19 protein-coding genes and 1 pseudogene are annotated in these 22439 nt (G+C 71.3%); 3 read left to right on the top strand and 17 right to left on the bottom strand.

From position 1 onward, the window contains the following. Window positions 1-411: 411 nt before the first annotated feature. The 11 genes and pseudogenes from mnhG to ACN26Z_RS16390 form a co-directional block, all read right to left on the bottom strand. A complete protein-coding gene (gene mnhG, locus ACN26Z_RS16440) occupies window positions 412-789 on the bottom strand; it encodes a monovalent cation/H(+) antiporter subunit G (protein WP_282238530.1) in 378 nt (125 codons plus the stop codon). Next, window positions 786-1082: a monovalent cation/H+ antiporter complex subunit F gene (locus ACN26Z_RS16435; protein WP_093402310.1), complete on the bottom strand. Its 297-nt coding sequence runs from the start codon at window positions 1080-1082 to the stop codon at window positions 786-788. The genes mnhG and ACN26Z_RS16435 overlap by 4 nt, the downstream gene beginning before the upstream one ends. Next, the gene (locus tag ACN26Z_RS16430; protein ID WP_421462095.1) at window positions 1079-1693 is read right to left on the bottom strand and encodes a Na+/H+ antiporter subunit E; all 615 of its coding nucleotides are present in this window, start codon (window positions 1691-1693) and stop codon (window positions 1079-1081) included. Before ACN26Z_RS16430 ends, ACN26Z_RS16435 begins: the two co-directional genes overlap by 4 nt. Further along, window positions 1690-3258: a Na+/H+ antiporter subunit D gene (locus tag ACN26Z_RS16425; protein ID WP_093402309.1), complete on the bottom strand. Its 1569-nt coding sequence runs from the start codon at window positions 3256-3258 to the stop codon at window positions 1690-1692. The genes ACN26Z_RS16430 and ACN26Z_RS16425 overlap by 4 nt, the downstream gene beginning before the upstream one ends. Then, window positions 3255-3728, bottom strand: coding sequence for a Na(+)/H(+) antiporter subunit C (locus tag ACN26Z_RS16420; protein WP_282238532.1), 474 nt, complete (start codon window positions 3726-3728; stop codon window positions 3255-3257). The genes ACN26Z_RS16425 and ACN26Z_RS16420 overlap by 4 nt, the downstream gene beginning before the upstream one ends. Beyond that, the gene (locus ACN26Z_RS16415) at window positions 3725-6568 is read right to left on the bottom strand and encodes a Na+/H+ antiporter subunit A (protein ID WP_421462092.1); all 2844 of its coding nucleotides are present in this window, start codon (window positions 6566-6568) and stop codon (window positions 3725-3727) included. The genes ACN26Z_RS16420 and ACN26Z_RS16415 overlap by 4 nt, the downstream gene beginning before the upstream one ends. Before the next feature lie 105 nt (window positions 6569-6673). Then, window positions 6674-7594, bottom strand: coding sequence for an ion transporter (locus ACN26Z_RS16410; RefSeq protein ID WP_421462090.1), 921 nt, complete (start codon window positions 7592-7594; stop codon window positions 6674-6676). Between the two features lie 116 nt (window positions 7595-7710). Next, window positions 7711-8742 carry a poly(3-hydroxybutyrate) depolymerase gene (locus ACN26Z_RS16405; RefSeq protein ID WP_421462088.1) on the bottom strand — a complete coding sequence of 344 codons (1032 nt, stop codon included), beginning with the start codon at window positions 8740-8742 and terminating at the stop codon, window positions 7711-7713. A 204-nt stretch (window positions 8743-8946) separates the two neighbouring features. Then, window positions 8947-9846 (bottom strand): M15 family metallopeptidase, encoded by a 900-nt coding sequence (locus tag ACN26Z_RS16400; protein WP_421462087.1) that lies wholly within the window; start codon window positions 9844-9846, stop codon window positions 8947-8949. Continuing rightward, the gene (locus ACN26Z_RS16395; protein WP_421464662.1) at window positions 9830-11068 is read right to left on the bottom strand and encodes a D-alanyl-D-alanine carboxypeptidase family protein; all 1239 of its coding nucleotides are present in this window, start codon (window positions 11066-11068) and stop codon (window positions 9830-9832) included. The genes ACN26Z_RS16400 and ACN26Z_RS16395 overlap by 17 nt, the downstream gene beginning before the upstream one ends. Window positions 11069-11461: 393 nt before the next feature. Beyond that, window positions 11462-12733 (bottom strand): annotated as a pseudogene (locus tag ACN26Z_RS16390) (D-alanyl-D-alanine carboxypeptidase family protein); the annotation flags it as partial. 310 nt (window positions 12734-13043) lie between these two features. Between ACN26Z_RS16390 and ACN26Z_RS16385 the strand changes: the two are divergent. Beyond that, window positions 13044-13889, top strand: a complete 846-nt coding sequence (locus ACN26Z_RS16385) for a hypothetical protein (protein WP_421462086.1) — start codon at window positions 13044-13046, stop codon at window positions 13887-13889. 170 nt (window positions 13890-14059) lie between these two features. Here the strand turns inward: ACN26Z_RS16385 and ACN26Z_RS16380 are convergent, their stop codons facing one another. Continuing rightward, window positions 14060-14782 carry a MerR family DNA-binding transcriptional regulator gene (locus ACN26Z_RS16380; protein WP_421462085.1) on the bottom strand — a complete coding sequence of 241 codons (723 nt, stop codon included), beginning with the start codon at window positions 14780-14782 and terminating at the stop codon, window positions 14060-14062. Between the two features lie 179 nt (window positions 14783-14961). Here ACN26Z_RS16380 and ACN26Z_RS16375 point away from each other — a divergent pair, with 179 nt between their 5' ends. Continuing rightward, window positions 14962-17235 carry an ATP-binding cassette domain-containing protein gene (locus ACN26Z_RS16375; RefSeq protein ID WP_421462084.1) on the top strand — a complete coding sequence of 758 codons (2274 nt, stop codon included), beginning with the start codon at window positions 14962-14964 and terminating at the stop codon, window positions 17233-17235. 125 nt (window positions 17236-17360) lie between these two features. On the opposite strand, the gene ACN26Z_RS16370 is transcribed toward ACN26Z_RS16375, so the two are convergent. Together ACN26Z_RS16370 and ACN26Z_RS16365 are read right to left on the bottom strand one after the other, a co-directional pair. After that, on the bottom strand, window positions 17361-17723 hold the full coding sequence (locus ACN26Z_RS16370) for a protein-tyrosine phosphatase family protein (protein WP_421464661.1): 363 nt from the start codon (window positions 17721-17723) through the stop codon (window positions 17361-17363). Between the two features lie 144 nt (window positions 17724-17867). Then, on the bottom strand, window positions 17868-18668 hold the full coding sequence (locus tag ACN26Z_RS16365) for a DedA family protein (protein ID WP_421464660.1): 801 nt from the start codon (window positions 18666-18668) through the stop codon (window positions 17868-17870). Window positions 18669-18823: 155 nt separating this feature from the next. On the opposite strand from ACN26Z_RS16365, the gene ACN26Z_RS16360 reads away from it, so the two are divergent. Next, a complete protein-coding gene (locus ACN26Z_RS16360; RefSeq protein WP_421462083.1) occupies window positions 18824-19519 on the top strand; it encodes a carbon-nitrogen hydrolase family protein in 696 nt (231 codons plus the stop codon). 39 nt (window positions 19520-19558) lie between these two features. Here the strand turns inward: ACN26Z_RS16360 and ACN26Z_RS16355 are convergent, their stop codons facing one another. The 3 genes from ACN26Z_RS16355 to ACN26Z_RS16345 are packed head-to-tail and all read right to left on the bottom strand — an operon-like array spanning window position 19559 to window position 22398. Continuing rightward, on the bottom strand, window positions 19559-21073 hold the full coding sequence (locus ACN26Z_RS16355) for a serine/threonine-protein kinase (RefSeq protein WP_421462081.1): 1515 nt from the start codon (window positions 21071-21073) through the stop codon (window positions 19559-19561). Window positions 21074-21133: 60 nt separating this feature from the next. Beyond that, window positions 21134-21340, bottom strand: coding sequence for a hypothetical protein (locus ACN26Z_RS16350; protein ID WP_093402301.1), 207 nt, complete (start codon window positions 21338-21340; stop codon window positions 21134-21136). 2 nt (window positions 21341-21342) lie between these two features. Beyond that, a complete protein-coding gene (locus ACN26Z_RS16345) occupies window positions 21343-22398 on the bottom strand; it encodes a LacI family DNA-binding transcriptional regulator (protein WP_421462079.1) in 1056 nt (351 codons plus the stop codon). Window positions 22399-22439: the final 41 nt, after the last annotated feature.

Below are 22439 nucleotides of genomic sequence, written 5' to 3'. Positions count from 1 at the left end.
ATGCACCTGTGGTCGGTGGAATGCAGCTTTTGCCCCGATTTGGACAGACCGCAACTGCATGATCCACGGCCGCGCGGGCGCGGGTGGCGGGTTGGTGTGAGAGATGCCGGGGCAGCCCGGGGTCGGTTGGGATGGTCGCTGAATCGTCGGCGAATCCGAGCCGGTCAGGGTCTGCCCTGCAGCGGCGCGCCGAGCGCCGGGACTACCTGCTGGTCGTCGGGAGGGCGGGTCTGCCGGCGAGCGCGACGGCGGGGCACCACAAACAACGACCGACCTGGCTGCGGTTCAGTTCTCGCACGGCATACTCCTTCCGGCTTCCGTCGTGATCGACCTGATGCGGGAAAGGCTAGGCATGATCCGCGCCGCCCGCAATGGATATTGAACCGGGGCTGCCAGCTGTCGAGGGCCCGGTCAGGCCGGCGCGGAGTGCTCCCGCTCGTCGGCGACACGGTCCAGGTGGGCGGCGAGTTCGTCGGTGACCAGCAGGTCGGTGCGGATGTCCTCGTGCGGGTACGCGACCCGGCCGACCATGTGGGCGGCAACCGGGGCCGTGGCAAGGGAGAAGGCACCGACCAGCACCAGCGTGGTGATGTCCACCCCGGTACGCAGTCGCAGAGCGCATCCGACCAGCACCAGCAACAGACCGAGCACCTGCGGTTTGGCCGCCGCGTGCATCCGGGTGAGCAGGTCGGGGAAGCGCACCAGGGCCACCCCGGCGGCCAGGCTGAGCAACGCGCCGGCGATCAGACAGATCGAGGCCACGACGTCGAACACCACGTCCAGGTTCACGGCTGGCTCCCGTCCGAGGTGGTGGACGTGGCGTTGTCGTCACGTCGGGCGGCGAACCGGGCGACGCTGACCGAGCCGACGAATCCGAGCACGGCGAGGACGACCAGCACGGGCAGCGCGGTGGCGTCCCGGCTGTAGGCGGCCTCCGTGGCGATCGCCGCGACGATGATGGCCAGCAGCACATCGGTGGCCACAGCCCGGTCGAGGATCGACGGCCCGCGGATGACCCGGGTGAGGGTGAGCCCGCCGGCCACGGCGAGCAGCACGGTGACGGTCACGGCGACTGCGGTCATGCGGGTACTCCTTCCCGGTCAGCCGGATTCTCCCGGATGCGGCGCAACTCCTCGGGTGAGCCGATGGCCTCGATGATGCGGGCCTCAAGCTCCAGCACGCCGCGGCGGAATCGCTCGACCTCGTCCCGGCTGGTCACGCCCAGTACATGGATGTAGAGCGTGCCAGTCCGCCGGTCGGCCTCCAGGATCAGGCTGCCCGGCAGCAGCGACAACGCCTCGGCGGTGAGTGTGAGGTTGAGGTCGGTGTTGACCCGCAGTCGCGCCGCGATGATCGCGCTCTGCGGAGTGTGGCCAACCCGCATGGCCAACCAGGCGACCTGCGCCGAGGCCACCACGAGGTCGCGCAGGAAGTGCAGCCAGAAGCGGAGCATCGGCAGTGGGTGGATGCGGCCGGCGAAGGTCACCGGCGGCAGCGGGAACACGGCAAGCAGGACGGCGGCCACCACCAGTCCACCGACGATGTTGGCCCAGGAGAGGGTGCCCCAGAGCAGCACCCAGACGGCGACCAGCGCGGTCACCGCGATGACCTGGTTGCGCCGCCGGGCCGTGCGGCTCAGCGCGGGGCGTAGCGGCTCGTTCGGCTCCGCCGGGGTCATCGGGTCGGAACTCACGGCGCACCTCCCGGGAAGACGGCATCGACGTACGGCGTCCGGCGCAGCAGGTCGTCGGCGGCGTCGGTGCTGAGGTCGAACAACGGGCCGGCGACCACGGTCAACGCGAGGCCGAGCACCACCAGCGCGAGCGTCGGCGCGATCATCAGCTTGGGCAGCACAGCGCCTGACTGCCCGCCACGGTCCGGCTCCACCGCGCCCTCGGTACGGGCCGCCTGCTCGGCGTCGTCGGCGGCCGGCATGTCCACGTGCGGCGTCCGCCAGAAGGCCAGATTCCACACCCGGGCGATGGCGTAGAGGGTGAGCAGGCTGGTGACCAGCCCGCCGGCCACCAGGATCCAGGCCAGCACGCCCCCGTCGTCGACGCCCGCCTGGATCAGGCCGAGCTTGCCGAGGAACCCGGAGAACGGCGGGATGCCGGCGAGGTTCAGCGCGGGCACGAAGAACAGCACGGCGAGCACGGGTGACAGCCGGGCCAGGCCACCGAGACGGTCCAGCGCGGTGCTGCCGCCCCGGCGTTCGACCAGACCGGCGGCGAGGAACAGGGTGGTCTGGATGGTGATGTGGTGCACCACGTAGAAGATCGCCGCGGACAGCCCGAGCGACGAGGTGAGGCCCACCCCGAACAGCATGTAGCCGATGTGGCTGATCAGCGTGAACGACAGCAACCGCTTGATGTCCGACTGGGCCACCGCTCCGAGGATGCCGACCACCATGGTCAGCACCGCCGTCACCAGCAGCAGCGTGGCGGTGCGTCCGCCGGGGAACAGCAGCGTCTCGGTACGGATGATCGCGTACACGCCGACCTTGGTGAGCAGGCCGGCGAAGACCGCGGTGACCGGGGCCGGCGCCGTCGGATAGCTGTCCGGCAGCCAGGCCGACAGCGGGAAGACCGCCGCCTTGATGCCGAAGGCCAGCAGCAGCATGCCCTGCAACAGCAGGCGCAGGTCGTCCGGCAGGGTGTCCAACCGGTCGACGAGTTGGGCGAGGTTGAGCGTGCCGGTCGAGGCGTAGACCAGGCCGATCGCGATCAGGAAGATCACCGAGGAGAGCAGGCTCACCACCACGTAGGTGGTGCCGGCACGGATCCGGTTCTCCGTGCTGCCCAGGGTCAGCAGCACGTAGCTGGCGACCAGCAGGATCTCGAAACCGACGTAGAGGTTGAACAGGTCACCGGAGAGGAACGCGTTGCAGACGCCGGCGGTCAGCACCAGGTAGGTCGGGTGGTAGACCGACAGCGGGGTCTCCTCGTGGCCGTCGGCCATGCCCTGCCCGATCGAGTAGACCAGCACGCAGAGCGTCACCGCGGCCGAGACCACCAGCATCAGCGCGGCCAACTGGTCGGCGACCAGCACGATGCCCAACGGGGCGACCCAGCCGCCGACCTCCACCACCAGCGGTCCGTGCAGGCTGGACTGCACCAGCAGTGCCGCCGACACCGCCACGGTGGCGGCGAGCACGGTGAGGCTCACCCACCGCTGGGCGTGCGGACGGCCGAGCAGCAGCAGCGTCAGCGCCGCGCCGAGCAGTGGCATCACCACCGGCAGCGGTACGAGGTACGTCATCCGGCCCGACCTGCCTCCACCACGTCGACGCCCGGACGGGCACCGCCGGCCGGCCCGTCGTCGTCACCGTCACCGGTGCCGCCCTCGATGTCGGCGGTGCCCGGGCCCTCGTCGCGGATCGCGAGATCCATGATCCGGCGGTCCTCGACGTCGTCCTGCACTTCGTCGTGCCCGTTGAGGTGCCAGCTGCGGTACGCCAAGGCGAGCAGGAACGCCGTCATGCCGAGGGTGATGACGATGGCGGTGAGAATCATCGCCTGTGGCAGCGGATCACTCATCTGCTCCGGATCGGTGGTGCCGACGATCGGCGCTCCACCGGCCCGTCCGCCGGTCAGCAGCAGCAGGTTGGCACCGTTGCCGAGCAGGATGACACCCATCAGCACCCGGGTGAGGCTGCGTTCCAGCAGCAGCGTCACGCCGGCGGCGACGAGCACTCCGACCACGATCACGTAGGTGAGGTTGGCGCTCACACCAGCTCCTTTTCCCTGCTCTCGGCGGTCTCGGTCTCGCTCTCGGTCTCGGTCTCGCTCTGCCGGTCCATCTCCGCGCCGAGGCTGCGCAGGATGTCCAGCACCAGACCGACGACGATCAGGTAGACACCGACGTCGAAGAAGACCGACGTGACGAAGTGGACGTGCCCCAGCACCGGTAGGTGGAAGTCGAGGACCGCGCTCTGCAGGAACTCGCCGCCGAGCAGCATCGCGCCCACGCCGGTACCGACGGCGACGAACAGCCCGGCGCCGAGCACCACACCGGCGTCCACGGGTGCCGCGCCGTTGAGTTCGGTGCGCCCGCCGGCCAGATAGCGCACGGCCAGCGCGAGACCGGCGACCAGGCCGGCGGCGAAGCCGCCGCCGGGGGCGTTGTGGCCGCTGAACAGCAGGTAGATGGAGAAGAGCACGATCGCGTGGAACAGCAGCCGGGTCACCACCTGGAGGACCACCGACTGGGTCCGGGTGGTGGCGCCGGTGGTCAGCCACCGTGGGCGGTTGTATCCGGCCCGGCCGTCGCCGGGAATGTCGGCCCGCCGGTGCAGGTCGCCAGCCCGGCGGAAGATCAGGCTGGCCACACCGGTGGCGGCCACCACCAGCACGGCGATCTCACCCATCGTGTCCCAGGCCCGGATGTCGACCAGGGCCACGTTGACGATGTTCTTGCCACCGCCGTACGACACTGCCTCGTCGGGAAAGCCCACCGAGACCGGAATGGCCTGGCGCGAGCCCGTGGCGACGTACGCCATACCGGCGGTGACCGCACCGACGGCGACGCCGATCGCGACGCGACCACGCCGGCTGGAGCGGATCGGCCGCTCCGAGAACCGCACCGGCAGGCGCCGCAGCACCAGCACGAACATGACGATGGTGACGGTCTCCACCAGGAACTGGGTGAGCGCCAGATCGGGTGCGCCGTGCAGGATGAACAGCAGCGCGGTGCCGTAGCCGGCCACGCCTACCAGGATCATCGCGGTGAGGCGGCGCAGGGCGCGGGCGGCCAGCACCGCCGCCACGATCACCACGGCGGCGGCCACCCCCTGCAACGGGGTGTCCCAGACGTGGAACCGCTGCGGCCAGGGCGCACCGATCAGCAGGGCCCCGCCGGGCAGCAGCACCAGCACCACCAGGATGACGCCGAGGTAGAACGGCAACGAACCACGCTGGGTGGCACCGGTCAGCTCCACGGCCAGCCGGTCGACGCCACCGATGACCCGCGCGTAGACGGTGGCGCTGTCGAAGGGCAGCCGCAGCGCGGCAGGCACCCGTTCGCGGCGGCGCAACAGGTGGAACAGCCCGGCGCCGCCGGCCACCGCCAGCACCGACAGCCCCAGCGCCGGGGTCAGCCCGTGCCACAGTGCCAGGTGGTAACCCGGCTCGGCGCTGGGATACAGATCGGCGTACGGGGCGAGCAGCCGGTCCACTGCCGGGGCGAGCAGTCCGGCCGCAGCGCCCGCGAGGGCCAGCGCCGCCGCCGGGGCGATGAACGGCCAGGACACGGTCGCCACCTCGGAAGGCGCGGTGTCCGGCTTGCTGGCGAAGGCGCCCCAGAGGAACCGCAGTGTGTACGCGACGGTCAGCGCCGATCCGAGCACCACACCGGCCAGCACCATCAGGTCGGACCCGCTGCCGTGCAGCAGCGCCTCGACGGCGGCCTCCTTCGCGACGAACCCGGCCATCGGCGGCAGGCCCGCCATGGACGCCGCCGCGAGCGCGGCCACCCCGGCGAGCACCGGCGCCCGCCGGCCCAACCCACTGAGCTCGCGCAGGTCCCGGGTGCCGGCGGCATGGTCGATGAGCCCGACGGTGAGGAACAGGGTGGCCTTGAACAGGGCGTGCGCGAGCACCATGGCCGCTCCGGCCAACGCGGTGTCGCGGGTGCCGGCGCCGAGCATCACAACCAGCAGGCCGAGCTGGCTGACCGTCCCGTACGCCAACAGCAGCTTGAGGTCGGTCTGGCGCAACGCCGCCCACCCGCCGAGGAACATGGTGACCACGCCAGCGGTCAGCAGCACCGGCCGCCACGGGGTGACCTCGGCGACCGCCGGCCCCATCAGGGCGACCAGGAACACGCCGCCTTTCACCATCGCGGCGGCATGCAGGTACGCGCTGACCGGAGTCGGTGCCGCCATCGCACCCGGCAGCCAGAAGCTGAACGGGAAGATCGCCGACTTACTGAGCGCGCCGAGCAGGATCAGCACCACGGCCACGGCGAGGTATCCGCCGCCGGGCAGGTTGCCGGCGATCTCGGACCAGCGGTAGCTGCCGGCGTGCTGGCCGAGCATGACGAACCCGGCGAGCATCGCCAGGCCGCCCAGCGTCGTCACCAACAGCGCCTGCATGGCCGCCCGCCGGCTGGCCCGTTTCGCCGGGTCACTGCCGATCAGCAGGTACGAGAAGACGGTGGTCAGCTCCCAGAACACGTAGAGCAGCAGCAGATCGTCGGAGACCACCAGGCCGAGCATCGCCCCGGCGAAGGCGACGAAGACGGCGGCGAAGCGGCCGAGACCGGGATCGTCGCTGCGGAAGTAACGCGCGCTGTAGGCCAGCACCAGCGCGCCCACCCCGCCGACCAGGACGACCATCAGCCAGGAGAGCGTGCCCATCCGGAAGGCGAGTTCCAGCCCGAGTTGCGGCACCCACGGCACCGTCTCGACCACCGGTGCACCGCCGCGTACCCCGGCGGCGTGCGTGAACGCCCAGACCAGCGTCGCGCCCGGTGCCAGCGCCACCAGGTAGAGGGCGTTACGCCCCCACAGCCGCACCAGCCTCGGGGCGATCACCGCTGTCAGCGCATGGACCGCCACCAGTGCCAGCACGCAGCCTCCCCAGAGATCATCAGACGGTGTAACGACCCTATCCGGTGACGCCCGTTATCCGCACCCGTCGTGATTCTGATCAAAGACGGACGCGACGGCAGGTGGTCATTCCTTGCCGACCCGGCGGAGGCGGCCGTCGTCGCGGTCGATGCGCAGCTCCCGTTCGAGCTCGACGATGAGCGTACGCAGGTCGTCGAGACGTTGACTGATCGCGATCCGGTCCACCTCGTCGGGGACGCCGTCACCGTCGGAGTCGTAGCCGGGGCCCAACCCTTCGGTCATCTCCAGCCGGCGCGCCTCCTCCATCGAGTTGACGAAGACCGCGATCAGGATGTTGAGCAGCAAATTGACAGTGATCACCACATAGCTGCCGTAGTAGAGCACCGTCCAGGGCGAGAACTCCATCCCCTGCTCGATGAGGTCCGGCAGCATCTCCAACGACAGCAGCACGAACAGCGTCAGCAGGGAGCGGCCGATGTCTCCGTACTGCTCCGGATAGACCTCGCCGAAAATCAACCAGCCGGCCATGCCGTACACGTAGAGCGTCACCACAGCCAGGGCGAAGAAGCCGCCGATGCCGGGCAGGCTGCGCCACAGCGCGGCGACGATCGTGCGCAGCCCGGGCGAGAACCGCACCAGCCGGACGATCCGCAGCACCCGGACCACCCGCAGCAGCGCCGAGTCGCCGTGCAGGCCGGGGATGAAGATCGCGGCGATCACCAGTAGGTCGAAGACGTTCCAGCCGTGCCGGAAGAAGTCCTGCGGGCGGCGACCGTACGCCAGGATCCGGATGGTGATCTCGGCGACGAAGACCGTCCGGAAGCCCCATTCCAACGCACGCAACGCGGTGCCCGCCGGCCCCAGATCGGGGTACGTCTCCAGGCCGAGCACGATCCCGTTGGCGAGGATCACCACGACGATGGCGATCTCGAACGAGCGGGACGCGGCGAGCCGGGCGCAGCACCCGAACAACCTGGTGGTACGCGCCCGTCCGCCTCGCGGAGCCGGCACAGGCGTACCACTCATGGTGCGACCGGCCCCGGTGCGGACACCGGGGCCGGCGCGGCCACCCACCGTGCGTCATCGGCGCGCTGACGTACGGCAATCATGGGCGACAGCCTACGGGGCGACGGAGTCCGCGCTCAGCCGCCCAGCCGGCGCACCATGTTCATCACCGTCTCCACCTGGGCGCCGCCCTTGATCGGGTAGTTGGTGGCGCCGAGGTATCCCCACCAGTCCCAGCATCCGTTCGGGTTGCTGGGCACGGTGATGGCCTGTGGGTACAACACGATCGTGGCGTTGGTGTCGGCGTACTGGTTGAGGTTGGCCCGGTCCACGAAGGCGGTGCCGACCCGGCTGTGGCCCTGGAGGCAGCCGTGCAGCGCCACCAGCAGCCGGCAACTCGCTCCCGAGGCGCAGGACGACGGGACGTAGGCGAAACCGTTGGCGTCCATGCTCAGGCCGTTGGCCCAGCCACCCGGCGCGAAGCTGTTCTGGCTGAACCGCACCAGCGTGCCGCCGAGCGGCCCGGTGTTCGGCGGCTGCACCGAACCGAAGAGTTTGCGCAGGAAGGTGTGCTGCGGGTCGGTGCCGCAGTCGTTGAGGTACGGCGCGGCCGTGGCCGTGCAGCCCACCGTGCCGTAGGGCGTGACCCAGCCATGGCCGGCGGCCGAGCCGCTGTCGTACTGGACGCTGGCACCGAAGTGCTGCTGATAGCGGACCAGGTCGTCGCTCACCGACCGCTTCACGGTGCCGTCGGATCCACCGTGGAACACGTAGACCGGTTCGCCGGACAGCCCGCTGACCGGGTCGACCCAGCCGTACCCGGCCCAGGTCCGGGTGTACGACTGCAACGCGCTCAGGTACGTCGGGTAGATGTTGTCGCCGCAGCCGTACAGCGCCTGCGCGACGTTGTTCTGCGCGCAGTAGTAGGGGCCGGCAGCGAACAGCGCCGCTCCCCTGATCCGCTTCGAGTAGGCCACCTGGAGTTGGCCCGCCAGGTAGGCGCCGGAGGAGACGCCGGCGACGTACACACCCGAGATGCGGTAGGTCGACAGGCTTCCGGACACGGGACTCTTGGTGTGCGGGGTGTCGGCGGCGTGGGCGGGTGCCACCGGGGTGAGCAGCAGAGCCGCGACGGCGGCGGCGAGCAGCCGCGAGACAGGTCTGATCATGACGCTCCCTGGGGTCCGGTGAGCGCCGGCGGTGGTGTCGGCGTACGGCGACGCTAGCGTGACCTGCGTCACCGCCGACATGAGCGCAACCCACACCTCACCGGACCCCACAGTGGTGCCGGCCACCGTCCCGCCCTCTCACCCACCACGCACCGTCCATTTGAGAGACGCTGCGTTCTGTCGCTTGCGGCAACCTTGCGGTTGTCAGCCGGCCGAGGAACGGGTCACCGGCAGGTCGAAGTAGGTGTCCGGCCAGGGTTCGTCGCGGTAGCGAAAGTGCCACCACTCCCGGTCGTAGCCGACGAAACCACCGTCGGTCATCAGCTGCCGCAGTTGCCGTCGGTTCTCACCGGCGACGGGTCCGACGCGGTCCGAGTCGGTGTGCGACAGCGGGTCGAAACAGTCGAAGCCGGTACCCATGTCGACGCTGTTGTCGGGGAAACGCTGCGCACGTGGGGCGGTGCAGGCCAGCAGCGGTTGACCGGGTTCGAAGCGGGCCTGCTCGGGCGGCGGCACGTCGACCAGGGTGAGGTCGACGGTGCTGCCCCGGCTGTGTGCGCTGGGTGCGCCGAGATAGCCGCGGTCGACCAGTTCCGCTTTGGCCACCCGAGGGTAGAACTCGGCCTTCATGGCGTCCTGCCCCGGCTGGCCGGCCCAGTTCAGGAAGTCCTCGGTGGCCCGCTGCGGGCGGTAACAGTCGTACACCTTGAGGCTGCGGCCGACGGCGAGCGCCGCCTCCTGCACCCGGCGCAGCGCCTCGGCGGCGCGTCTGGTGAGCAGGCACAGGGGTTCCTGGTAGCCGTCGACGCGGCGGCCGATGAAGTTGTACGCCGTGGCGTACCGGATGTCGGTGAGGATGCGATGGTCGACATCGGACAGCACCACGAAGCCCGGCGACACTGACGGCGAACGTGGTGGCGGTGCCGGCTCCGGTTCGTCGTCCCGTCCGCAGCCGACAGCCATGACCGCCAACGCCGCCGTCGCCGTCAGGCTCAGCCGGGCGAGGGAGCGCGACGATGCCGAGCGCGGCGGCGTGCCCGCCGTCCGCGCCGGGTCGCGCCTCGACCAGTGCCGTCGCCGCATCACCTCAACGCCGACCGGCACGCGTCCCGGCGGTACGGTGCCGGCGGCGACGGCGGCCGACCAGACCGCCCGCGAGCAGCGTCACCCCGACGGCGAGGCCGATCAGGGAAACCGACCGCAGGCGACCGGCCAGGATCGCCGAGCGCGATGTCTCGGCCCCGGACGCGCCGCCGGGCAACGCCTGCGGGGGTACGGCGGCAGGTGGGGCCGAGGCGGTGGCCGCACCCGGGCTCACCAGCACTCCCACCGAGGCCGCCGGAGGCAGCTCGAATCCCCAGTCGAGCAGGGCCGCACCCTGTTGCCAGCCCCGCTTGTCGATCACGTCCGCACCCAGCAACGTCACCACGAGCCGACGTCCGCCCCGCTCGGCCATCCCGATGTAGGTGTGTCGGGCCAGGTCCGTGTAGCCGGTCTTGCCGCCCAATGCGCCGGGATAGTGGTAGAGCAACTGGTTGTCGTTGTCGATTGTGAATCCCTTGGCGCGCTGTCTCGGCTGGGCCGGGATGCTCGCCTCGCGAGTGGCCACGTAGCGCCGGAAACGTGCGTCGGCGAAACAGGCCCGGGTGATCAGAGCCAGGTCGTACGCGCTTGTGAACTGCCCGGGACCGTCCAGTCCGGAGGGGGTCGCCGCGTGGGTCTGGTACGCGCCGAGCAGTCTCGCCTGCTCGTTCATCGCCCGTAGCCCGCCGGCCATGCCGTCGGCACCACCGCCGAGGCGGGCCAACGCGTTCGCCACCTCGTTTCCCGAGCGCAGCAGCAACCCCAGCCAGAGTGTCTCCACCCGGTACCGACCGCCCGCCACCAGCCCCACCGCGGAACTCCCCGGTTCAATGTCAAGATCACCCGCGGTGATGGTGACTACGTCGGCCGGATCAAGTTTCGGGAGCATGGTCGCGGCCAGCAGCAGTTTCTGCACGCTGGCCGGGGTCGCGTACTCGTGAGGACCGCAGCCACCCAGCACCTCACCGGTGTCCAGGTCGGCCACCAGCCATGAGGTGGCGGCCACCTTCGGCGGTTTCGGTACCCCGGGCGGCACCACCAGACCGGACGTGGCCAGCCGAGGGCCGCCGACGGCCCGCTGCACCGGGTCCGGGGAGGGCGTCACAGGTGGTGTGGGGCCGGGAGCGGGCGGCGCCGAGCGCGGACACGGAACCGGCGCTGCCGCGTGGGCGTCGACGACGGGCACCAGCGGCGTCGCCAGGAGCGCGACAGTCACCGCCACCGTAAGCGCGGAAGCTCTCACAATTAGCGACACTATCGGGTGATTCCCAACCAGTCCCTCAAATCCCCCCCACCCCCCACCCCCCTCTCCCCTCTCCCCCTCTCCCCCCGTCCCCCACCCACCACCCAACCTGCCCGGATCTTGGACTCGGACGGCCCCGATAGGGGCGATTTCGCACCAAGATCCACGGCGGGTTGGGCGGGTCAGGGACGGCGGGAGGTCGCGGCAGGGGTGGGGCCAGGGGTGGCTGAGGCGGAGGCAGGGGTGGCTGAGGCGGAGGAGGCAGGGGCGGCTGAGGCGGTGGGGGCAGGGGCGGGGCTGGTCGGGAAACGTCGCGCGGCTGAGGTGGTGGGGGCGGGGGGGCGGGGGGCGTGGGGGCGGGGGGGCGGGGGTGGTTGGGGATCGTCGGGCGGCGACGACTGCCAGGGTTATCGCGAGCGCTCCGACGGCCAGCGCCACGAGCATTCCGGCGCCTGGCCCGTCGTCGACCGACGAGGCGGTGCCCGCCGGCTGAGCGGTGCCCGCCGGCTGTGCGCTCCCGGCCGGCGGGGGCGACGCCGATGACGGTTCAGCGTCCAACTCCCCCGGCTCCACCAGCCGGCCGACGCTGGCCGGCCGGGGCAGCGTGAAGCCCCAGTCGAGCAACGCGGCACCCTGCTCCCAGCCACGTTGCGGTCGCGGCTCGGCACCGAGCAGCGTCACGACCAGCCGGCGACCGTTCCGCTCGGCCGCACCCACGTAGGTGTGCCGGGCGTAGTCGGTGAAGCCGGTCTTGCCACCGAGCGCACCGGGGTAGCGGTACACCAGTTGGTTCTCGTTCTGGATCTCGAAGCCCTTGCCCCGCAAGGCCTTTTGCGCCGGAATGCGGGTGCGCTCCGTGAGCACGTACCGCCGGAATGCCGGATCGGCGAAGCAGACCCGGGCGATCAGAGCCAGGTCGTACGCGCTGGTGAACTGGCCGGGGGCGTCCAGCCCGGACGGGGTCACCGCGCGGGTCTGCCATGCGCCGAGCTTTCGGGCCTGCTCGTTCATCGCCCGTACGCCACCGGCCACGCCGTCGGCGCCACCGCCGAGGCGGGCCAGCGCGTTCGCCGCCTCGTTGCCGGATTGCAGCAGCAACCCCAGCCAGAGCGTCTCCACCCGGTACCGGCCGCCCGGCAGCAGTCCGACGGCCGAACTGCCGGGGGCGATGTCCAGATCCTCTTTGGTGACAGTGACAACCTTGGCCGGATCAAGTCGAGGCAGCATGGTCGCGGCCAGCAGCAGTTTCTGCACGCTGGCCGGGGTCGCGTACTCGTGAGGACCGCAGCCACCCAGCACCTCACCGGTGTCCAGGTCGGCCACCAGCCACGAGGTCGCCGTCACCTTGGGCGGCGTCGCCACGCCGGGCGGCACGATCAATCCGGGGGTGGCGAGCGCATCTCCGCCGACCACCCGGTGTTCCGGAACGGGCGGCGGCGGCGTCGGCTTCGGTGACCGGACCACCTTCGGCGCGACCGCCTTCGGGCAGGGCACTGCCGTCGGGGCGGCGGGCCCCCGAACGGGTGGCGGCGTAACGGCGGCGGCCGGCAGAGCGGATGAGGTCAACGGTCCAGAACCGACGGTGATCGCCGCAACACCGGGAGTCGCGGGGATCGTCACGGCGGCGAGGGCGGCAAAACCGGCGGCGAGGGCCCGGATTCTCATGAACACGCAGACTAACGGCAGGATCTCCGGCGACGCCCACCCCGGCCGGCCGGTTCGGGACTGGCGGAGGGCCGCGATCTTCGCGGGGAGATGTTGAACCGATCGCTCGCACCCCCCGTATCCACGACCGAACACATGAAACGCCCGGACCTGCGACGGGAGCGCTCCCGCAGCTCGGTCCGACGTCACCCGTGAGAATCCTCGGCATGCGGGGCGGGGCCGGCCGCCGTTGCCGATCGTCTTTCCGGGCACCCCATTGCGCACCAGCCGATGGTCGACCCGTCGGGCGGTCAATCATGAGGAGAGAAGCATGGTCAGGCGTACGCAGCAGCACCGCAAGCACGCTGCCTTGAAGCTCGGCGGCGTCGGTGTCCTGGCGGTGGTGCTCCTGGGAGGCGGTCTGACGCTGGCCTCCGCCGACGACGGCGCTGCGCCGCAGACGGCAAACTGCCCGACGGTACGGGACAAGCTGTCCAACGTGCCCGCCGCCGCCGTTGCCGGAGTCGAACAGGAACTGGCCAACCTCGACAAGCAGATCGCCGAGGCGAACGCCCGCCTCGCGCAGCAGGCCGCCAACCCCCAGGGCGGCCCCAACTTCATCCAGAACGCCATCCTCGGCCCGCTGGCCAGCAAGCGAACCGCCGCCCTCGATCGCATCGGCATCAACATCAACCGCGTCGGCGGACAGCGCCCCGATCTCGCCAGCCTCGCCACCTGCGGACTCAACGCCGCAGGGGTGCCCAGCGCCGTCAACGGCAACGCCGGAAACGCAGGCAACGGCAACGCGGGCAATGCCGGCAACGGCAACGCCGGCAACGGGAACACCGGCAACGGCAACGCGGGGGCCGGTGTGGCGCAGCGGGTGAGCTGCCCGACGGTGGCCGACCGGCTCCCGGCCGTGCCGGCTCAGGCCGCAGCGGAGGTGCAGCGGGAACTCGCCAACCTGGAGAGCCAGATCGCTGACGCCAACGCCCGCCTCGCCCGGCAGGCGGCCAACCCGCAGGGCGGCCCGAACTTCGTGCGCAACGCCATCATCGGCCCACTGGAGGACCGGCGCGTCGCGGCGATCAACCGCATCGCCACCGCGATCGGCAGGGTCGACGGCAACCGGCCCGCCGACCTGGTCAACCTGGCCCGGCCCTGCTCGGCGGGCTGACAACCTGATCTACCCAGGAAGGGCGAGCGGGTGGGGACGCGAGTGGTCGACCTTCGAACACCACGCTGAGCGAGCTTCCATCGTGGATCACTTCAGGCGGTGATGTCACTCGGACATGTGCATGTCGGAGTGACATCACCGCCTTCGACCTAGGTGCCTGCCCAGCAGTGTCAGGCGGCCAGGTGGCACAGATAGTCGTGCAGGGTCGCTGAGGCGGCCAGTCGTCGCCGGCTGCGGCGGTGCAACTCCTGCTCGCGGCGGGCCAGCTCGGCGCGGACCCGCTGCGGGCTACCGGTGGTACGCATCTCGTCGAGCACCGCTGTGATGATCTCGAACGGGTACGCACCCCGGCGCAGCAGCGCCACCACCTGTGCGGCACGCTGCTCGGCCTCGTCGTACACCCGATAACCGGTGCCCGCCTCGCGGGCCGGACGCAGCAGGCCGCGAGCCTCCCACGAGCGCAGTTGCGAGGTGCGGACCCCGACCAGGTCGGCGACGACGCCGACCCGTACCGCCCGGCGTGGCACAGTGTGCTGGCGCGCACTCGTCACCACGGTTTCGAACGCGCCGAGCACCATCCGGATCTCGGCCCGTTCGCGGTCCAGTTCGGCGTGGCCGGCGTCCAACGACGCCAGCGCCGTCGGCAGGTCACCCCGGTGGACCGCCGCCATGATCTCGCGGGTACGCGTCCAGCCGTGCCCGTCGGCCACCGCGCGGGCCACCGTAAGAGCCCGCGCGTGCGCGTCGGTGAAGATCCGGTAGCCGCTCGGGGTGCGCTCCACCCGAGGCAGTACGCCGAGGTCGACGTAGTTGCGCACCTGCTGAACGGACACACCCGCCGTCGCGGCGAGATCCACCGCGCGCAGCCGTCCGCTGACCCGACGATCCACCACCGGTTCAGCCTAGCCTCTCACGTCTGTTTGAGACTTCTCGCCATCTACCGGACCTTGCACACGCTCGATACGTCACAAAAGCCTCTACGAGCACATCAATGCGACAATTGAATCTGGCCAGGCCAATCGGAAGCCAGTTCCCGGGCGGTAGTCCGTCCACGATCTCGCGAAGGGTTCGCATGCAGCAGCCAGCACGGTCCGCCGCGGACAGCCACGACATGATCGAGGTACGCGGGGCGCGGGAGAACAACCTCGATGACGTCTCGGTCGACATCCCCAAGCGCCGACTGACCGTCTTCACCGGCGTCTCCGGCTCCGGCAAGTCATCGCTGGTCTTCGGCACCATCGCCGCCGAGTCCCAGCGGCTGATCAACGAGACCTACAGCGCCTTCCTCCAGTCGTTCATGCCCAGCCTCTCCCGGCCCGACGTGGACTCGCTGCGCAATCTCACCCCGGCCATCGTGGTCGACCAGGAGCGGATGGGCGCCAACTCACGCTCCACGGTCGGCACCGCCACCGACGCGTACGCCATGCTGCGCATCGTGTTCAGCCGGCTGGGTGAGCCACAGGTCGGCGGTGCCGGCGCCTTCAGCTTCAACCTGGCCGAGGGCATGTGCCCCACCTGCGAGGGCCTGGGCCGGGTCTCCGATCTCGACGTCAACGAACTGGTCGACGTGGAGAAGTCGCTGAACGACGGCGCGATCACCGTGCCGAACTTCGCCGTCGACACGTGGTACTGGCAGACCATCGTCGGCTCCGGCCTGTTCGACCCGGACGTCAAGCTCCAGGACTTCACGCCGCAGCAGTGGGAGGACTTCCTGCACAAGCCCGCCACGAAGATCAAGGTAGGTGGCACGAACCTGACCTACGAGGGTCTGGTCGTCAAGGTGCGTCGGCTCTACCTCGCCAAGGACCGGGAGTCCATGCAGCCGCACATCCGGGCCTTCGTCGACCGGGCGGTCACCTTCACCACCTGCGCCGGCTGTGGCGGCGCCCGACTCAACGCGGCGGCGCTGTCCTGCCGCATCGCCGGGCGCAACATCGCCGAGTGCGCCGCCATGCAGATCAGCGACCTGGCCGAGTTCATCCGGGAGATCGACGACCCGTCGGTCGCCCCGTTGACCGTCAACCTTCGGGAACTGCTGGACTCGCTTGTCGAGATCGGTCTCGGGTACCTCAGCCTCGACCGGGAGTCGGCCACCCTCTCCGGTGGTGAGGCGCAGCGGGTCAAGATGGTCCGGCACCTCGGCTCCAGCCTTTCCGACATCACGTACGTCTTCGACGAACCCACCGTCGGCCTGCATCCGCACGACATCGCCCGGATGAACGACCTGCTGCTGCGGCTGCGGGACAAGGGCAACACGGTGCTCGTGGTCGAGCACAAACCGGAGACCATCGCGGTGGCCGACCACGTGGTCGATCTCGGTCCCGGTGCCGGCACCGCCGGTGGCGGCATCTGCTACACCGGTGACGTGGCCGGCCTGCGCCGCTCCGACACCCTCACCGGCCGGCACCTGGACCACCGGGTACGGCTACGGGAACCGGTCCGTACGCCTCGGGGCCACCTCGCGATCCGGCACGCCGACCTGCACAACCTGCGCGACGTCAGCGTGGACATCCCGCTCGGCGTGCTGACCGTGGTGACCGGGGTGGCCGGCTCGGGCAAGAGTTCCCTGGTGCACGGCTCACTGCCCGGCCGCGACGGTGTGGTGGTCGTCGACCAGGCCCCGATCCGTGGCTCCCGGCGCAGCAACCCGGCCACCTACACCGGCCTGCTCGACCCGGTACGTACCGCCTTCGCCAAGGCCAACGGGGTCAAGGCCGCCCTGTTCAGTGCCAACTCCGAGGGTGCCTGCCCCACCTGCAAGGGCATCGGGCTGGTCTACACCGACCTGGCGATGATGGCCGGCGTCGCCTCCGTCTGCGAGCAGTGCGAGGGTCGCCGGTTCACCGACGAGGTGCTCACCTACCGGCTGCGCGGACGCAACATCAGCGAGGTGCTCGGCATGTCGGTGGCCGAGGCCCGGGACTTCTTTCCCAGCGGCCCGGCCCGGGTCATCCTGGACCGGATGGCCGACGTCGGGCTGAGCTACCTCACCCTCGGCCAGCCGCTCACCACGCTCTCCGGCGGCGAGCGGCAACGGCTCAAGCTCGCCATCCACATGGCCGACAGGGCCGGCACCTACGTGCTCGACGAGCCGACCACGGGACTGCACCTGGCCGACGTCGACCAGTTGCTCGCGTTGCTCGACCGGCTCGTCGACGCCGGCAACACGGTAATCGTCATCGAGCACCACCAGGCGGTGATGGCCCACGCGGACTGGCTGATCGACCTCGGCCCGGGCGCCGGTCACGAAGGCGGCCGGATCGTGTTCACCGGCACCCCGGCCGACCTGGTGGCGCACGGCAACACGCTCACCGCCCGCCACCTGCGCGATTACGTCGCCGCCTGACCACCGCCGGAGCCGGTACGCGCCGGCCGGCTCCGGCACCCGAGGTCCGACCACGGTGCCTGCTGATCCGGGCGTCGACGCTGTGGAGGCGACGCACCGGCCACCGCCACCCGTGGTCGGTCCCGCTACGCCGCCGACAGCCGGCGCAGCCAGCGCCGCTGCCAGGGCGTCTCCACCGCGCCCGGACGGTAGGCGGCGCGCACCCAGTCGACCGCATCATCGGCGGGCAGCCCGTCGAGGACCGCCAGCGCCGCCAACGCGGTGCCGGTCCGTCCCGTGCCACCCCGGCAGGCCACCTCGACCCGCTGGCCGGCGTACCCGCGGCGCAGCGCCTCGCGGAAGGCGTCCAGGGCATCCGCCCGGTCCAGCGGGATCCAGAAATCCGGCCAGCGGAGCCGCCGGTACGCCCAGCCGGGCACCGGCCCGTCAGCGAGCAGCAGACTGAAGTCGGCCGGTGAGGCGGGGTCACCGATCCGGCGACCCCGCATCCGCACCCCACCGGGCAGTTCCACCACACCGACCTCGTCCGCCCAGTCCGATCCGCTCACCAGCACCTCCCTCGGGACAGCCAACCCCGTCCGGAGCCCGTTCGGGGCGGACGGGACGGGGCATCTCTACCGGCCGGACAGGAATCAGTGCCGGGGTTCCTGGTCGGTCGGTTGGTGGCCGTCCGACCAGACGCTGCGGTAGATGGTGCCCCGCCCGTCGGGATCCGGCACCCCGGCGGGCGTCGCGTCGGTCAGGCCGGTGCCGCTGTCGTTGGACCGCAGGCCGCCGGCTCGGCGGGAGCGGCGCAGACGGGTGACGACGAACCAGACGACACCCAGCGCCGTGGCGACGATGACCACGTTCTGCAGGATGCCGGCGTACCCCTCGACCAGGTGCCAGTTGTCACCGAGCAGGAAGCCGGCCATCACGAAGGTGGTGTTCCAGATCAGACTGCCCAACGTGGTGTAGACCGCGAAGGTGAGCAGCGGCATGCGTTCCACCCCGGCCGGGATGGAGATCATGCTCCGGAAGATCGGAATCATCCGTCCGAAGAAGACGGCCTTGACGCCGTGCCGCAGGAACCACTCCTCGGTCCGGTCGATGTCGCTGAGCTTCACCAGCGGCAGCTTCGCCGCGATGGCCCGCGTCCGCTCCCGGCCCAGCGCGGCGCCGACCCAGTAGAGCGCGAGGGCGCCGAGCAGCGAACCGAGTGTCGTCCAGAAGATGGCCCCGATGACGCTCATCCGCCCCTGCGCCGCGACGAACCCGGCGAGCGGCAGGATCACCTCGCTGGGAATCGGGGGGAACAGGTTCTCCAGCGCCACGGCCAGCCCCGCACCTGGGCCGCCGAGCCGCTCCACCAGGTCGGTGACGAAACCGACCAGGCCGTCCTCGGGTGGTGCGGACTGGCCGACGACCGAGGGCGAAGCGTACCGGACATGCATCATGTCCCACACGCTACGAACCTCAGCTGAGAGTCGCCGCACCGGCATCGCCTTTCCTGCGTGCGCCTGGCCGACGACGACAACGCCGCCGGCCGAAGCGCCAGGGCGCGCCGCAGCCCCGCCAGCCGTATTGCCGGTCGCTCTAAACTGCGCAGGTGCCGCGCCCCTCGCTGACCATCGCCGTCGCCCAGCCCCGATGCGTGTCGTACGACATCGACACGAACGTGGCGGCGCACGCGGCGATGGTCGGTGCTGCCGCGGCCCGGGTGGTGGTCTTCCCGGAGTTGTCGCTGACCGGTTACGAACTCGACGCCGCGCCGGTCGACCCGTCGGACCCCCGGCTCGCGCCGCTGGTTGCCGCGTGCGCGGCCACCGGGGCGCTCGCGCTGGTCGGCGCACCGGTGGCCGGAGAGCACATCGCCACCCTCGCCGTGGACGGCGGCGGGACACGGGTGGCGTACCGCAAGATGTGGCTCGGGGAGGTCGAGGCCCGCCGGTTCCGCCCCGGACCGGCGCCGGTCGTGCTGGACGTCGACGGCTGGCGGATCGGCCTGGCGATCTGCAAGGACACCGGAATCGCGGAACACGCGGCGCGCACCTGCGCTGCCGGCGTCGACGTGTACGCGGCCTCGATCGTCGACGCCGCAGCCGAGGCGCACGTGCCGGACCAGCGGGCATCGCGGATCTGCGCCACCCACCGGGTCGTGGTCGCGGTCGCCAGCTTCGCCGGCTCCACCGGTGGCGGCTACGTCGAGACGGCCGGACGGTCGGCGATCTGGGCGCCGAACGGTTCGCTCCTCGCCCGCGCCGGGACCGCTCCGGGCGATTTCGTGCGGACGACCCTGGCCTGATCCTGGCTCAGCGGCGGTGCCGGTCGACGCCGGACAGGGTCACTCCTCCGGCAGGTTGGCCTCGAGCCGCTCCAGCACGTCGTCGACCTGGTCGGCGAAGTCAGCGGGGAGGCGACCGCGGTCCACCTCGTCGTCCAGACGCTCCCGCAGCTTCTCCAGTCGCTTCTCCTGCTCCTTCGGCCTGCCCCCGGCCAGTTCGGTCAGCTCCTCACGTAGCCGGTCCGCGGCCTTACGGTCGATCTCTCCGGTGAGCTGTGCCTCGGTGAGCAACGCGATGAGTTCGACCGCGGCCCGTCCCAGGCTCACCGGCTCCGGCCGGGCGGCCGGCGAGCTGGCGGCGGGTCGTGGTGAGGCAGGCGCGGAGGTCGGCGGGGCGGCTGGCGGCGTGGTGGGGCTGACCGTCGACTGCCCGTCACTCCGGTCGCCGAGGACGAGCGCCGCGCCCAGGCCCAGCAGCAGGACCAGCGCGAATGTGACAAGCGCGCCTGCCGGCGGGCCGCTGTGCCCCCGCCGGCCCGGCGGCCGTCCGGGTGCCGGCCGGGGTCGGCCACGGCCGGACAGTGCTCCGCGCGTCGTGGATCGTGGTGCGACGCCGGACACGGTCTCGGGGCGGGTGGTCGGCTCGATCAGGGTCGGTGGATGGTGACGCACCGGCCGGGTCTGCGGCGTCTGCTGCCCGCCGGTGGCCGGTGTGTCGACCGTGGCCGCCGCCGGTCCGGTGGCGGCGGCGCGGAACCGGGTGGCCAGTCGGCCGGCCGTGGGACGTCGTTCCGGATCAGGGTCGAGACAGGCCAGCACCAACTCGGCGAGATCAGCCGGTAGGCCCGGCACCCGCGGGGGTGCGACAGCCGGGCGGTTGGCGTGCACCCTGACCGCATCGGGCCAGCTGCGCACGGGCAGCGGAACATCGCCGGTGAGGGTGCGGTACAGCAGCGCCCCGAGGGCGTACACGTCGCTGGCCGGATGGGGCGGGTCGGCGCTCAACCGTTCCGGCGCGAGGTACGCGGGCGTACCCATCAGGGCGCCACCCGCCGGGCGGGCGCCGGGCGACGGCGCACCGGCGAGCGCGGCGATACCGAAGTCGAGCACCTTGGCACCGTTGTCGGTGAGCATGACGTTGCCCGGCTTGATGTCGCGGTGCACCACGCCCAGGCGGTGCGCGGCGGCCAGGGCGGCGGCCACCTCCGCAGCCATCCGCAGGGCCGGCCGCCAGGGCAGCGGCCCGTCGGCCAGCCGGTCGGCGAGATTCCGTCCGTCGACCAACTCCATCACCAGGTACGGCACGACGTTACCGTCAGCCAGAGCCGCCTCGCCGTAGTCGTACACCTGGGTGACGTGCGGGTGGGCCAGGCGTGCCGCGGCACGGGCCTCCCGCCGGAGGGTGGCCCGCAGATCCGGGTCCACGGCGAACGTGCCGGCAAGGACCTTCACCGCGACCGACCGGCCCAGGACCTCGTCGTCGGCGCGCCACACCTCGGACATTCCGCCGAGGCCGATGCGATCGTGCAGCACGTAGCGGTCGTGCAACCGCAGGCTGGGGGTGAACGGCGACATGGGCCTCCAGTCTGCCTGCTGCACCACCCGGCGCACCACCCGCCCGGACGGCGGACCGGCCTAGGTGCGGCAGGCGGGTGGGGCGGGCACGGGACGCGGCTGGATGTGGTCGGCGAGCCGGCGCAGCGCCCCGGCGGCGAGCCGGCGGGTGACCACCAGCCGCGCCGGCCGGGGTACGTCGGGTCGGACCGGTGCGTCCGGCCGGGCGGACATGACATGACGGGTGACGGCGTCGACGGCCATGACGAAGCCGGTGGGCTGTTCCATGGTCAACTCCTCGGGGCGGGTCCGGAGCTGCTCCGGACGACGAGCGTGGTGGGCAGCAGGATCTGGCCCGCAGCGGCGTCAGCGGGCGGGTCGAGCAGCAGCGTGGCGGCGCTTCGACCCTTCGCCTCGCCGGGCTGGCGGACGGTGGTCAGGCCGGCCGGGGCGGCCTCGGCGATGTCGTCGAAGCCGGTCACGGAGACGCGCCGCCCCCGCTCACCGTCGGCACGCAGGACGTCGAGCGCACCGAGGGCGAGCACGTCGGAGCAGGCCAGCACCGCGGTGGGCGGTTCGGGCAGGTGCGCCAACGCCCTGGCGGCGGCGGCACCCGCCGCGCGGGTGTTGTCGGTCGCGGTGAGCACGGTCAGGTCGGGCCAGGCGACGCCGACCGCCGCGAACGCCTCGGCGAAGCCCGCCAGCCGGTCCCGGGTGGTGGGGTGCGGCACGTCGGCCACGTCGCCAACCCGCAGCGGCCCGACCGGTGCGCCGGGCAGGACGTCGTCGCCGAGCAGGGCGACCCGGCGGTGACCGAGCGCGGTCAGGTGTGCCGCGGCGGACCGGGCGGCGGACCGCTCATCGATGCCGACCCAGAGGTCTCCGGCGCGGGGCCGCGAGGAGGTGGTGACGAAGGGCAGCCCACGGCCGCGAATCGTGTCGAGGATGCTCTCCTCGTCACCGGCGCAGTAGACGCAGAACCCGTCGACGGCGGCGTTCTCCACCGCCGTACGCGCGCCGGCCGCGTCGTCGGGCAGCGGTATCAGCAGCAGGTTGCTGTCGTGGCGTTCGGCCGCCTCGGCGACGCCGGTCAGGAACCGGACGGCGAAGGGGTCGGTGAACGCGTACGACAGCCGGGAGGTGAACAGCACCCCGATGGCACCGACGAATCCCCGCCGCAACGATCGCGCGGTCGGGTCGGGCCCCGGGTAACCCATCTGCCGCGCGGTCTCCAGGATGCGCTGGCGCAACTGCGGTGAGAGCTGATCCGGGCGGCCGTAGGCGTTGGAGACGGTGCTGCGCGAGACACCGACAGCCTCGGCCACGGCCCGCAATGTCGGCTTCATCAGCACTCCCCGTTCTGGATCGATCCAGTTGCTGGATCGAT

The sequence above is a fragment of the Verrucosispora sp. WMMD703 genome (assembly GCF_049178935.1).
In the GTDB taxonomy this organism is placed as follows: Bacteria; Actinomycetota; Actinomycetes; order Mycobacteriales; family Micromonosporaceae; genus Micromonospora; species Micromonospora sediminimaris.
This window is presented reverse-complemented; position numbering and strand designations above follow the sequence as displayed.

Excerpts from the sequence above, each read along its gene's own strand:
- ACN26Z_RS16435 (WP_093402310.1), bottom strand. The coding sequence starts at position 1,082 with ATGACCGCAGTCGCCGTGACCGTCACCGTGCTGCTCGCCGTGGCCGGC.
- ACN26Z_RS16425 (WP_093402309.1), bottom strand. The coding sequence starts at position 3,258 with ATGACGTACCTCGTACCGCTGCCGGTGGTGATGCCACTGCTCGGCGCG.
- ACN26Z_RS16410 (WP_421462090.1), bottom strand. The coding sequence starts at position 7,594 with ATGAGTGGTACGCCTGTGCCGGCTCCGCGAGGCGGACGGGCGCGTACC.
- ACN26Z_RS16405 (WP_421462088.1), bottom strand. The coding sequence starts at position 8,742 with ATGATCAGACCTGTCTCGCGGCTGCTCGCCGCCGCCGTCGCGGCTCTG.
- ACN26Z_RS16385 (WP_421462086.1), top strand. The coding sequence starts at position 13,044 with ATGGTCAGGCGTACGCAGCAGCACCGCAAGCACGCTGCCTTGAAGCTC.
- ACN26Z_RS16375 (WP_421462084.1), top strand. The coding sequence starts at position 14,962 with ATGCAGCAGCCAGCACGGTCCGCCGCGGACAGCCACGACATGATCGAG.
- ACN26Z_RS16370 (WP_421464661.1), bottom strand. The coding sequence starts at position 17,723 with ATGCGGGGTCGCCGGATCGGTGACCCCGCCTCACCGGCCGACTTCAGT.
- ACN26Z_RS16365 (WP_421464660.1), bottom strand. The coding sequence starts at position 18,668 with ATGCATGTCCGGTACGCTTCGCCCTCGGTCGTCGGCCAGTCCGCACCA.
- ACN26Z_RS16355 (WP_421462081.1), bottom strand. The coding sequence starts at position 21,073 with ATGTCGCCGTTCACCCCCAGCCTGCGGTTGCACGACCGCTACGTGCTG.
- ACN26Z_RS16350 (WP_093402301.1), bottom strand. The coding sequence starts at position 21,340 with ATGGAACAGCCCACCGGCTTCGTCATGGCCGTCGACGCCGTCACCCGT.
- ACN26Z_RS16345 (WP_421462079.1), bottom strand. The coding sequence starts at position 22,398 with ATGAAGCCGACATTGCGGGCCGTGGCCGAGGCTGTCGGTGTCTCGCGC.